Source organism: Nitrosomonas sp. Is37, assembly GCF_033063275.1.
Lineage (GTDB): Bacteria > Pseudomonadota > Gammaproteobacteria > Burkholderiales > Nitrosomonadaceae > Nitrosomonas.
The window spans coordinates 1-11,986 of the sequence record NZ_JAWJYP010000034.1 but is presented as its reverse complement, the minus strand read 5'-3'; the positions used below and the strand labels follow the sequence as shown (position 1 = coordinate 11,986).

The following is an 11,986-nucleotide window of genomic DNA, read 5'->3' as shown; positions in this document are numbered from 1 at the left end:
GCGAGTACAGATTATATGTGTGATAGCTGTATTGAAAGCTAAATCACTTTTTGAGTTTTCAATTCTTAATAAAGGAGATTGAAAATGAAATATCTAGTCGTTGTTATCGCCTTTGTAACGTTGGTTCTTACCGGTTGTGGTGAACCAAAGACTGCTAAAGAAAGTAAAGCTCCCCCCTAGCGCTGCTAAAGAAAGTAAAACAGCCGCAGAGAAGATTTATCCTGCCGTACCACATGCAGAAACTGAAGCTGAAAAACGTAAGGAGTTAGAAGAAGAGTCTTATCCTGCTGGTACTGAGGATCGGAAAGTCCCTCATGCCAAATAAACAGCGTATATTGCTCTAATCTAATCTAGAAAATTAATCATAAACGAGAGGTAAATAACATGCCTATAGGTGAAATTTGTAAACGTGAAGTCGTTGTTGCCCAACGTGAGGATACCGTATTACAGGCGGCTAAGCTGATGCGCCAGCACCATGTCGGAGACGTGATGGTTGTCGATGATGGAGGAAAAGGGAAGCGAGTGCCGGTCGGTATCGTGACCGATCGCGATTTAGTTGTAGAAGTTGTTGCACCGGAACTCAATCCAAACGTTATCACTGTCGGTGATATTATGGTGTCTGATTTTGCTACTGTAAAGGAAAATGCTGGTGTGTTTGAGTCAATCCAGTATATGCGTGTTAAGGGGGTACGTCGTATGCCAGTAGTGACTGATGATGACGCATTAATCGGTGTTGTCACGCTCGATGATTTGCTGGCGTTGCTGTCTGAAGAACTCGACGCGCTTGTTAAGCTCGTGGCACACGAACAGCAAAAAGAGGCGGGCATTCGCCGCTAGTAATTAAAGGGAAGTTATAGAAGGAGAACAATAATTATGCAAGTTCCTTTACAGATTACTATACGTGATATATCACCATCCGATGCATTGGAGGCGCATATTCGCGATAAGGTGGATAAGCTCGAAAACTTTTTTGATCGCCTTGTTTCCTGTCACGTTGTGGTAGAAATGCCGCATAAGCACCATCATCAGGGAAAAGAGTTTAATGTCCGCATCAATATCGGCGTACCCGGTAGCGATATTGTGGTTAACCGTGATCATCATCAAGATCCCTATGTGGCTTTGCGTGATGCCTTCGACGCCGCTAAGCGGCAGCTTGAGGATCATGCACGCCGAATGCAGCTCAAAACTAAGGCTCATCCTGTTGATCAGATTGGACATGTTGCGCGTATCTTTTATGATGAAGGTTATGGTTTTATCGTAGGAGAGGACGGTATTGAACGCTATTTTCATCGCGATAATGTCATTGATCCAAGCTTTGATCGACTACAGGAAGGTGATGAAGTTAAATTTATCGAGGATTTGAGAGAGGAACTGGGAGCCGAAGGTCTGCAAGCGAAGCGGGTTAGTGTTGGTAAACATCATTTGCCGGAGTAAATAAAGGTGGGCGCTATTTATAGGCCCATTATGTCTTGAACACTGATGCCCTAATACTGCTCTGACGAAATTACGGTGACTAAGCTCCTATGCTCTTAAATTTGATAGAGATTTACGCTGCTAGATTTTATCTTCCATTTCAATTTACTCCCAATGGAAAACAGGATGATAGGTAGGGCGACGCAGACGAATCCTCCAGTTGCGGCAATTAACCAATCATCCAGATAGAGTGATTGAAGCGAAATGAGGTGTATTGTCAAATATGGAGTCCATGTGATTAAGCAGCGAGTAGATTTGTATAGTATTGCTGTGTAAATTCTGCTGGCGACAGGTATCCTAATTTTTCCTACACTTGTGCTGCCGGTTATAAAAGATTTATCTATTCGGCAATTTTCTGTTTTGCTTGTAATCGTATTTTGAATTTTTGATGATGTACCCATTCGCTTTTAAGGGTTCCCCAGAAGCTTTTCATAGGAGCGTTATCGCAGCAATCACTTTGCTACTCATGGAAGCGATCATGCCGAATTATTTCAATATTTCCTGGTAATCATGTGCGCAGTATTGGCTGCTACGGATGCAAGTGAAGAACTAGCCTCTTTTCCGGAGATTTTCTATCAGTTGCGAAACAAAGCCTGTATAACCAGACCCGTTGTCATTCTTTCGTTCATGGCATGACCCACCAGTTCGCTGTTAAATAGATCTTTCATTTCGGTAAAAATATAGCCGGCCTTCGTCCAGAGGAAATATAGGTGATATCACTGACTCATGCTTTGTAAGGTGCGCTAACAGAAAACCTTCTTTTCAGAATATTAGAGTGCAAACGATAAATGATGTTTAGAATCGGTTGTTACCCTTGAATTTGCGTTTTTGCTACAACATAAACCCAGAGCTAAGCGTTTCGCGCTATAAGTCTCTCGGGTGCGTTGAGGTGCAGCCCCACTTTCTTTAAAAAACTTGACCGATTGCTTACGAAATTCCTGGCTATATCGTGTTCGCGCTAATTGTTCCATTCTTGTTCTTCATTTCATGTCTATATTTTATGAAACTTTGGACTCTAGGAAGTTCAGCATACCTCAATGAGAAACCAGATCATCGGATCTTTGCTAGTGTTCTTGGTCAATTCAATCCAGGGATTGGCTCCACTTTCGATGATATTGTTCAGGCTGTATTGTTTCTGACGCTTAAGGTATTCCTGGCAGGTTAACCCTTGATTACTTTCGAGCAAATTCCTGAAACGGGAAAGGGGAATATCTTCCGTATCGGGAATAACTTCTTTAACAGGTATGAATCATTGTAACTCTTGCGGTAGTTTCTAATTTATTTTCAGTTTATTTGTCAATTGGGAGTTTATTACACGAAATGTAAGGGTAATTGTAAAAAATGTCTTTTCGAATAATGATCTACGTATTTATACGTATTTAATCGTCTTCTTTTTTTCGATAAATTATTGATCATAATTATTTGTATCGTGACGAAAGATTACGCTGATCTTTTACTCGATTAATTGGATTATTTATTAAACAAGAAATGTAAAGATAATTTTAAAAATACCTTTTCAAATAATGATCTACGTGTTTATACGTATTTAATTACCTGCTTTTTTTCGATAAATTATTAATCATGGTTATTTGTACTATGACAAAAGATTACGCTGATCTTTTATCCAATTAATTGGATTGTTTATTAAACAAGGAGGTAAAAGTGGAGCCTACTAAACCACTTACCAAGAGTACCAGGAAAAAAGCAACGGTTACAGCTAATAGCGAGCATATGCAGGAAGAACGCTACTCTCATATCGCTGTTGCAGCCTATTACAAAGCGCAGGCGAGAGGATTTCAACCAGGGCATGAACTGGATGATTGGCTGGCCGCAGAAGCGGAGGTGAAACAATGAGCATTTTAACCAGGAAAGCACTGCTGAGAAATGATTTCGGTGCGAAGGCAGATACTAACGAAAGCGAGTTTATAGTTCTGATACTTTCTGAGGACGGCATAATTCGTGATTGCAACAAGGCGGGCGCGAATTTATTGGGTGGTTGGCCTAAGAGTTTGCCAAAACTACATATTTCCAGTTTATTGCCAAAGCTGGCAGAGATCGATTTGCTAAAAGGGGAGCGGGCTAATCCCTATTTACGCTTTCTTTCACGCATAGGACACCATTTTGAAGTAGTGAGTATAAGTGGAATACATTTTGCAGGAAAACTTTTTTTCAGCGATGTGGAAGATTGTGGCTCACACCGAATGATTATCATGATCTATCCAGTCCATCAAGAAAATACCTTACATTAAAAAACAGAAGTTTCTTAATTAGGAAAAGGAGAATCATCATGCAAGAAGCAAATAAAGAGAATGTTCCTGTCACTACGAGTAAAGAAGCAGCAAAGAGCGAAGTACCTGCCATACGTCCAATGACCGAGATGGAACGTACTTTCACTGAGATGGAACGCACTTTTGACCGTGTTTTCAGACGCGGATGGCCTTCATTATGGCGGTGGGGAGGTATGCCGGCGTTGGATAATCTGTTTGAATTGGAAGCTCCACGCTCACCAAGTCTGGATGTGATCGATCGTGATAACGAAATCCTGGTTCGTGCTGAAATTCCTGGTATAGAAAAGAAAGACCTGAATATCTCTCTCACCGGCAATTTGCTTACGATTAAAGGCCAATCTGTTAGCGATGTGAAAGAAGAGAAAGGTGATTATCATAGACACGAAATTTCTAGTTTCTCGTTTTCTCGTTCAGTTGCATTACCTGGAGAAGTGGACACTTCCAAGACAGAAGCATCTTTGAAGAACGGCATTCTGGAAATTACCTTGCCAAAAGCTGAATCTTCAAAGCGGCGTACTATTACGGTGCAGTAATGATTTGGGGATACTTGATACTTACATTCGAAAATATCGAATGTAAGTTTTAACTCATCATCTACGTCGTTGTGCTTGATAGTGCCGTAATGAACAAAAAGCAATCGTCCTTTGAAAGGTTGTGTGATTGGAGTCATATTTTCAACTAACCCATTAAAGGAGTTGATTATGAAACATAAAATATTGATCCCCTCTACTGTGATAAGTGTACTCTCATTGAGTGTTGGATTATTTATATCATCGCTTGATCGTGTACAGTCTACAGAAAGCATTCGAGCACAAGGTCAGAAACAGATTATTGGAAATCAACTTATGACGCAGCGGGAATGGGAGACATCTCAGGATTATGAAAGGGCAACAGAAACTGCAAAAAAACAAGAACAAACTCGCATGGAGCATCGCCTGCGCATGAAAGAGTATGTAATGGAACATTATCCTCCTAGCGATCGAATCAGGAAAGGGAAAGTATGGATGTAATCGTCACATTGAACAATGAGGTTTCTGGTGGAGCAAATGCTTAGTTATTGATCTTATTTAAGGGTTGAGAGCGTAAACTATAAAAATGGTGAGCTAATTCATTGCACTTGTCGGAATAAAAAATTGTAAAGCATAGTTTGAAAGGGTAATACCTTATATGATGAATTGAGTATTGGAATAGTGTATTCATTGATTTTGCCATAGTATTTGCTATCACCAAAAGGAAAACACCATGATCCGTAATCCTATTGATGTTGCTAATCGTGTTAGTCCCGATTTGTCTGCGCTGATTGAAAGCCGACTCAATGAGGCAGAAGCTGAACAACCTGTAACACTCACTACTATTCGTGCTTTCCTCGTAGGCTTGTTGCCTCATGCATTAACTGAGACGGAGCATCTGCATCATTTTGATGTCAATGAATCATTACTTGATGAACTAGATGCATTGATTGAGGAGTTTGGTGAAACAGCTTTGGCCATAGACTTTGTGCAAGATGTCGCTAGTGAACCACTTTCACGAGTGATCGAAGCTGTTATGTATGATGAGAATCGGCGAGCTCCACCAACGCTTGGTGCTATAAAAGAAGCTTTTTTTTCGGGTTTAGTAGCTAGGTTAGTCGGTGAAGGCACGTTGGATGAAGATGAAGACGACGCTCTGCTTGCAGAGATTGATACGCTGATTGCTCGATACGGTGAAGAAGCACTAGCAGAGAATTTTTTACGGTACGAATAACAAATGCTCTGAAATACCTGCTGCATATCTTTATTGCAAAATTGTGTCCTCGCTCATCTTTTTCTATCTATGGAATGTAGATATGTATCAGGGGTCATTGGAGGAGGTTTACACTCCAACTATCCGCGACGATATCTCAAGATATTTAATGAGATTAATTTTCTTTCTAGATAAAACTTTTTCAGTAAAAAAATGAACCTTAGTGAAAATTTCAAATCGGATAACTTAATTGGTGACGGTTTATTTTTTTCTGAAAATGTATCTCGACAAAATTCATTCACTGCAAACGGGTGTTAGTCTTGAAATTTCAACAATAGCCTTGCGTGACCTGATTGGGGATGCCATGGTAGGTCAGCGAATTCCTGAACTTGCTAAGATTTGTTGCCCGATGGATCTTTACGATTATCTCTCCGTCGTTGTTTATAAAGATGCTGAAGGTCTGGTCAGTAGGCGTCATGCTTGGGTTGATGAAATCAAGAATGATTTGCTTGCAGGACGCCCCGTCTCTTTTAGGAGATTCGACAAACTTTTCTGGCGCACTCTCGATGAAGAAGATCCTGATGGCGATGAATGGTATCGATTAATTTCTGGAGAGGAGTTCCGCTCTCAATTAATCTCCTTACTCGGTATTCTACGCTCAGCTAATCGAAGGTTGCTCCAGCAGGTTGATGTTTTGCCCGATTTGAAAATCGGATGGGCCTAAGAGCCTTTGTTGCTTGAACTAATCAGCTGCAGCGGGGAATGTAGCCGTATATTTCTCAATTCTTCGTTGCATAGTCCCACTATGCGCGTCAAAATCGTGGAAACCTGCTGTCGCTATCCCAGAGATGGTTCGTTACGATTGCTTAAGTCTAGCAAGTTTCTATAAAATCTTACGACTGGTATGAATGTACTAGCATTTAGCAGGATATAACTCCGATATTTCGCTAGGCTGGTCTGTAACATGATGAAAAAACTAATGGGATAGTGAGAGGATGCCTCTATAGCTATTAGTATTCCTATTTTCTTTAGAATCTCTACAGATTCATACCGCTACCAAGCTTCGCGATAAAAATTGTGGTAACGTAAGGAGTGAGATTGTCGTCTTATAAACAATTTTCACTCTGGGATGAGTGCTGGCAAAATTCTTGCAAGAAAAAATCCATGCGCTCACAATAAAAAATAATTATGCTCGCTGTGTCGTGAATCTAAAGAAAAAATCCCAATATCTTGCTGAGGGTGTAAGTCGGCGCGAAGTCTGGTCCTGGGCAATGTTCGATTTTGCTAACTCAGGCTATACCACTGTCGTTATCACTGCGATTTTTAACGCCTATTTTGTGGGAGTCGTGGCAGGTAATCAGGATTGGGGAACATTTGCATGGACAGCATCATTAGCAGTCTCCTATATCCTTATTATTCTGACCGCACCCGCACTAGGCGCATACGCAGATGTCTACGCTACGAAGAAACGCTTGCTTTTGCTGACAACTATTGGCTGTGTCCTGTTTACTGCATTACTTTATTTTGCCGGACCAGGTGATTTGTGGTTAGCAATCATCTTTATTATTCTTACCAACTTTTTTTTTGGTAGTGGTGAAAATCTGATAGCTGCCTTTTTACCTGAGTTGGCACGAAGCGATGCGCTAGGGAAAGTATCAGGCTGGGGATGGAGTTTAGGCTATTTAGGCGGCTTATTCAGCCTGGGTTGCTCACTTGCTTATGTGACATGGGCACAAGGACAAGGGCAAGAAGCCGATCAATTCGTACCCATAACAATGTTGATAACTGCGGTCATTTTCGCAATTGCTTGTATCCCTACCTTCCTTTATCTAAGAGAGCGAGCAGTGCCACAGCCGCAGCTGGCCAGCGATCGCTTCATTAAAGAGGCTTTTGCGCGCTTGGGCAATACACTCAAGCATGTACACCACTACCAAGATCTGGTGCGCTTTCTTGTTTGCCTTGTTTTTTATCAAGCGGGCATTCAAGCAGTGATCGCATTAGCAGCAATCTATGCCCAGCAAGCAATGGGATTTAACACCAGCGACACGATATTATTAGTTCTGTTAGTCAATATTACTGCTGCGCTGGGTGCATTTGTCTTTGGCAGCTTGCAGGATAAATTGGGCCATATTCCTACCATCGCACTAACGCTTATCGGTTGGATCATTATGATTTTGCTGGCATGGAAGGCTGAGAGCTCTGCCATGTTCTGGTTAGCCGCCAATATCGCTGGCCTGTGCTTAGGCGCATCTCAATCTGCCGCGCGGGCATTAGTTGGGTTATTCAGCCCTTCTTCCCGACGGGCTGAATTCTTTGGTCTATGGGGACTAGCGGTAAAGCTGTCATCTATCCTAGGTCCGATCACTTATGGGCTGGTCAGCTGGATGTCACGCGGCGATCATCGTCTTGCTATGCTGATTACAGGTAGTTATTTTCTTATTGGTTTGGTGATTTTAATGCGAGTAAATGTGCAAAGGGGGCAAGAAGCCGCATTATATGATCCCGAGAAAAAGGAATAAGGAAACGATAGATTTCTTTAGAAATCCTGAATAATCGATCAGAATTATGCAGGATTGATAAATGCTTTCATGAGGAAGTCATTTTCAATCTTCCATTTTTTCTACATTTAACAGGTCGTGAAAAAGTAGCCATAAATTCATTCTTTTTATTTCAGCGACCTGTTATATTTTCAATCGGCTTGATGCTTATCGATAAGTGGTTTCTTTATCGAAATCTTGCCAAATATAGTGTGGATAAACAACTGGAGGTGTAGGAATGAAGAACGTGGCAGCATCCAATGCGCCAAGAACTGTACGGCCTACTGTGTGGACAAGACCGGTGAGGAATCCGACTGTTAAACCATAGGGTGCACCATCGCGTTGACTAGTCAGGATGACCGTTTTGGGAAGCTCCACCCAACCAGTCGCTGCATTAACGATACCATTCATGAGCTTTTCCCCTGCCATGGTTGGATAGTTCTTCTCCATTCTTTCACCGTACATAGTATAGCTTTGTGCCATGACTGTTTGAGATGCTAAAAAGAATGATACAGAGAGTAACAAAAGCAGTCCTACGAGTTTTTTCATTGCTTTCTCCTGCGATGTGTAGTATTGAAAAGTTGGTAGAGCTTATATTAATTATTAATTCTAATTCTTATCAAGAATATAGGTATATTGAAAATGTGCAATCAATCTAGCGTATTTTCATTACACTGAGAGCCTTAACATCAGCTAATGCTGCTACTAAGTCATCGATCTTATTGATCCAGTCAGCTTGTGCGGGAAACCATTTTTAAAAAAATATTAGGAGCTCAGGTCGAATGGTGTCGATCCTTCCTCATATTGAACCAATAGATCAGAGCTAACTAGTCTGTTTTCTATAAGAGTATTGGCACAATAATACATTGCTGATTGCGTCGTTTCTGAGTTACTTGCAAAATGCGAAATTTGAATCGATAGCCGTGCGCATTGCTCATGAAACAACTAATTCACCGTTTACCATTGTGTGTCCTACTTATTTTTACCCTTTCCAGTTGTTTGTCGCCCATTACGCTCAACCGCGCAGTAATGGCGTATGATGAAGCGATTGTCAATGCGGATGCCAAGCAATTATTAGTTAATATTGCCCGGGCTCGACATCATCAACCCCTTCATTTCACCCGAGTATCGGCTATTGCAGCTACTTTCGATTTTAGGGCGAATGCGGGCGCTACTCCTGCGTTAACGGGCAATCAGGGTGGCATGCTGGTACCAATATTTGGCGGTAGTGTTTCTGAAAACCCTACTTTCAGTATTGATCCGATCACGGGTGAAGAATTTACTCAACGACTCCTTACACCGTTTAGTCAACACAAACTTACTCTGTTACTTCGACAGCACTTTGATGTTGATCTTATGCTGCGGATGCTGGCGCAGGAAGTAACGTTGCAGAATTCAGAGCAGCCGGTTATTTTTAATACTGAGGGACGGGATAGCCATCGTCGTTTTCCTCCTGCTATCCAGCTTACCGAGGAGCAAGAGGAGCCCCCTCGCCTCCGGCAACAAAGGCATTTTCAAGAGATTACTTATTATAACAGCCCATCGGATCGTGATGGCTACGAGATGTTCCGTCGCGTAGTGCTCCATCTCTCAGCCATTCAGGATCAGAAGCAGTTGTATGCGGAGCCGTTGACATTTGAGCATAGCTGGACTATCCCTGCAAGCGCCGTTTCAGCAGAAGGTTTTCAGTCTTTACAAAAAGAATTTACTGTTCGCTACAATCAGGAGGAGGGTACGTATACGCTTAGCAAGCAAGTGCTGGGGCCTGTTCTTATTACTAACTATGATCCTGATACTCTGCGTTTTGAGGAAGCTGAAGATTTGTATGATTTGATCAATCCTGGGATGGATAACGATGTTATCTTTGATATCCGCCCAGGCTATGTTGGTGGAGAATGGCCTCTCAGAGGTTTTTTCCGGTTAAGAAGCTTTCATGCGATTCTCAATTTTCTCAGTCACTCGCTAGAGGAAGAACCGGAGTATCATGTAGAAAAAGATCCGCGCACCCCTCCTGTTGCCAGAGATGAAAATCCTATTAATACCATGAAGATTTTCGTATCAAATAAGCCGATTACAAATACCGACTTATCAGTTCGCTCGCATGGTCAGTATTATGCAATAAATACCGAAGGACCGGATGCGCATTGGAATCAAAATGCGTTCCAATTGCTTTATATTCTGTTTCGATTGACTGTTACTGATGCAAAATCTCTCGCTTTGCCTATTACCATTGCCAAATAATCATTTTGACCAGGTCATTTGAACGTGTTTGTAAGAAGTGTAAGAAATACAGGTTGGGTATACAATGAAAAAACCGGCCTTAATACTGAGTCGAATAAGTGATGACGCAATGTCTAATGATTTTTCTTGGATCGTTAGAAATAAGCTGGTCACTTACTTGTTCAATAATGAAGGCTGATATCTCACCAACTCATATTCAATGGAGACCGTATGAAATTGATTTTATTTCTGGCACTAATCCTAAGTACTCATGTATATGCTCAAGATAGTCATCAGCATCATCATGGTGGAACACACAATGGCGATCACCACGGTGGTATGCATAGCCATGATCATGGTCAGAAGGTGGATGCAATCACACTCAAGTTGTTCTTTGAGCCATTGCCTGACTCAATTATCGATCAGAAAAAAAATGCGACTTTAATCAAACTCGGCCGTATTCTTTATATGGATCCGAGGCTTTCAGTCAATGACAAGATTGCATGTAACTCCTGTCATTTGCTTAATAAGTTTGGTGTAGATAATGAACCGACTTCGCCAGGTCATGAAGGTAAACGCGGCGGCAGAAATGCTCCAACTACCCTTAATGCAGCGCTACATATTGCCCAATTCTGGGATGGGCGCGCGAAGGATGTGGAAGAGCAGGCGCTTGGTCCTATCCTGAACCCAATTGAAATGGGCATGCCGAGTGAAGCAGCTGTTATCAATAAATTAAAGAAAATCGATGAATATAAAGAGCTCTTCCCACAAGCTTTTAAAGACGAGAAGGAACCATTCCAATACAAAAATGTTGGTAAGGCAATTGGTGCGTTTGAGCGCACACTCCTGACACCCTCCCGCTTCGATGAGTTTCTCAAGGGTAACGAAAATGCACTGAAAGAGGATGAAAAAAGAGGTCTGAAAAAATTCATCGATATGGGATGTGTCCATTGTCACAATGGCGTAGCGATTGGAGGGAATTCCTTCAAGAAATTAGGCATTGTCGAACCCTATGAAACGAAAGATATGGGGCGCTATGAAGTGACCGGGATCGAGATTGACAAGAAAGTATTTAAAGTGCCCAGTCTTAGAAATATCACCAAAACAGGTCCCTACTTCCATGATGGCTCTGTTAAAACACTGGACCAAGCGATTCGGGAAATGGCAGAACATCAGCTCGGTCAAGAAGTTGATGATCAGTTTGTCAAAGATGTGAAAGCATTCTTGGGATCATTGACAGCTAAGGATATGGAGTAAGATCAAAAATACTTTACAAGCTAATAGAATGATATAGGTATTGGGGATAAGGTAAGGCGCAGTACTTTCCTATACCCCCAAAACCGTAAGATCCACTACCTTTCCAGGTTTGTTTATCCTTGTCAGTTTGTGTAGTACGTTGACCAAACGGAAGTTGATTGACTTCAGGTGGTGCGGCTGTGATGCGCATAAATCCCTCACCTAGAATCAGGCTCCTCAAAGACTTGATCAAGTTTTCTGTAATTTAAGTCCTTCTGCTATCAGTACTGCATTATTGAGTAAAAAATCAGCAAGGAAGAAAGTTTTTGTGACATCTGAATGATACCTTTCACTGAGCACTTTTTGCTTTGTGCCCCATGGGTGTTCATGTATTTTTATCCTATTTTCCTCAGTTAAACCTATAAAAACAGCGGTAAATGTAGTACTGTAAAGGTTTTGCGGTTGAATGAAGGAATCACCCAATGGGTGAAAAAGATTTTGAGGAAAAAG

16 protein-coding genes are annotated in these 11,986 nt (G+C 41.6%); 12 read left to right on the top strand and 4 right to left on the bottom strand.

Annotation, left to right across the window (positions count from 1 at the left end):
- Positions 1 to 139 precede the first annotated feature (139 nt).
- The 3 genes from R2Q26_RS13290 to hpf are packed head-to-tail and all read left to right on the top strand — an operon-like array spanning position 140 to position 1,434.
- Positions 140 to 325, top strand: coding sequence for a hypothetical protein (locus tag R2Q26_RS13290; RefSeq protein WP_317536724.1), 186 nt, complete (start codon positions 140 to 142; stop codon positions 323 to 325).
- A gap of 59 nt (positions 326 to 384) precedes the next feature.
- Positions 385 to 837 carry a CBS domain-containing protein gene (locus R2Q26_RS13285; protein ID WP_317536723.1) on the top strand — a complete coding sequence of 151 codons (453 nt, stop codon included), beginning with the start codon at positions 385 to 387 and terminating at the stop codon, positions 835 to 837.
- 36 nt (positions 838 to 873) lie between these two features.
- Entirely contained in the window at positions 874 to 1,434 is a 561-nt protein-coding gene (gene hpf / locus R2Q26_RS13280) for a ribosome hibernation-promoting factor, HPF/YfiA family (protein WP_317536722.1), read from the top strand.
- Positions 1,435 to 2,497: 1,063 nt separating this feature from the next.
- On the opposite strand, the gene R2Q26_RS15605 is transcribed toward hpf, so the two are convergent.
- Complete coding sequence (locus R2Q26_RS15605) at positions 2,498 to 2,659, bottom strand: cation-transporting P-type ATPase (protein ID WP_411182360.1); 162 nt, start codon at positions 2,657 to 2,659, stop codon at positions 2,498 to 2,500.
- Between the two features lie 476 nt (positions 2,660 to 3,135).
- Between R2Q26_RS15605 and R2Q26_RS13270 the strand changes: the two genes are divergently transcribed.
- From R2Q26_RS13270 to R2Q26_RS13240, 7 genes are all read left to right on the top strand, one after another.
- Complete coding sequence (locus tag R2Q26_RS13270; RefSeq protein WP_317536720.1) at positions 3,136 to 3,327, top strand: DUF2934 domain-containing protein; 192 nt, start codon at positions 3,136 to 3,138, stop codon at positions 3,325 to 3,327.
- Entirely contained in the window at positions 3,324 to 3,722 is a 399-nt protein-coding gene (locus R2Q26_RS13265; RefSeq protein ID WP_090571003.1) for a hypothetical protein, read from the top strand. The genes R2Q26_RS13270 and R2Q26_RS13265 overlap by 4 nt, the downstream gene beginning before the upstream one ends.
- A 38-nt stretch (positions 3,723 to 3,760) precedes the next feature.
- Positions 3,761 to 4,294, top strand: coding sequence for an Hsp20/alpha crystallin family protein (locus tag R2Q26_RS13260; protein ID WP_317536719.1), 534 nt, complete (start codon positions 3,761 to 3,763; stop codon positions 4,292 to 4,294).
- A 168-nt stretch (positions 4,295 to 4,462) separates the two neighbouring features.
- Positions 4,463 to 4,771 (top strand): hypothetical protein, encoded by a 309-nt coding sequence (locus R2Q26_RS13255; RefSeq protein WP_317536718.1) that lies wholly within the window; start codon positions 4,463 to 4,465, stop codon positions 4,769 to 4,771.
- 232 nt (positions 4,772 to 5,003) lie between these two features.
- Positions 5,004 to 5,504, top strand: a complete 501-nt coding sequence (locus tag R2Q26_RS13250; protein WP_317536717.1) for a hypothetical protein — start codon at positions 5,004 to 5,006, stop codon at positions 5,502 to 5,504.
- 232 nt (positions 5,505 to 5,736) lie between these two features.
- A complete protein-coding gene (locus R2Q26_RS13245; protein ID WP_317536716.1) occupies positions 5,737 to 6,207 on the top strand; it encodes a hypothetical protein in 471 nt (156 codons plus the stop codon).
- A 547-nt stretch (positions 6,208 to 6,754) separates the two neighbouring features.
- Entirely contained in the window at positions 6,755 to 8,002 is a 1,248-nt protein-coding gene (locus R2Q26_RS13240) for an MFS transporter (RefSeq protein ID WP_317536745.1), read from the top strand.
- 186 nt (positions 8,003 to 8,188) lie between these two features.
- Here the strand turns inward: R2Q26_RS13240 and R2Q26_RS13235 are convergent, their stop codons facing one another.
- Positions 8,189 to 8,569 (bottom strand): exosortase system-associated protein, TIGR04073 family, encoded by a 381-nt coding sequence (locus R2Q26_RS13235; protein WP_317536715.1) that lies wholly within the window; start codon positions 8,567 to 8,569, stop codon positions 8,189 to 8,191.
- A gap of 387 nt (positions 8,570 to 8,956) precedes the next feature.
- On the opposite strand from R2Q26_RS13235, the gene R2Q26_RS13230 reads away from it, so the two are divergent.
- Positions 8,957 to 10,261 (top strand): hypothetical protein, encoded by a 1,305-nt coding sequence (locus R2Q26_RS13230; protein ID WP_317536714.1) that lies wholly within the window; start codon positions 8,957 to 8,959, stop codon positions 10,259 to 10,261.
- 210 nt (positions 10,262 to 10,471) lie between these two features.
- Positions 10,472 to 11,497 carry a cytochrome-c peroxidase gene (locus tag R2Q26_RS13225; RefSeq protein ID WP_317536713.1) on the top strand — a complete coding sequence of 342 codons (1,026 nt, stop codon included), beginning with the start codon at positions 10,472 to 10,474 and terminating at the stop codon, positions 11,495 to 11,497.
- A gap of 13 nt (positions 11,498 to 11,510) precedes the next feature.
- Here R2Q26_RS13225 and R2Q26_RS13220 read toward each other — a convergent pair whose 3' ends face one another.
- Both R2Q26_RS13220 and R2Q26_RS13215 read right to left on the bottom strand, forming a co-directional pair.
- Positions 11,511 to 11,687: a hypothetical protein gene (locus R2Q26_RS13220; RefSeq protein WP_317536712.1), complete on the bottom strand. Its 177-nt coding sequence runs from the start codon at positions 11,685 to 11,687 to the stop codon at positions 11,511 to 11,513.
- Positions 11,688 to 11,725: 38 nt separating this feature from the next.
- Positions 11,726 to 11,986, bottom strand: a 261-nt coding sequence (locus R2Q26_RS13215) for a hypothetical protein (protein WP_317536711.1), incomplete at its 5' end; no start/stop codon positions are given.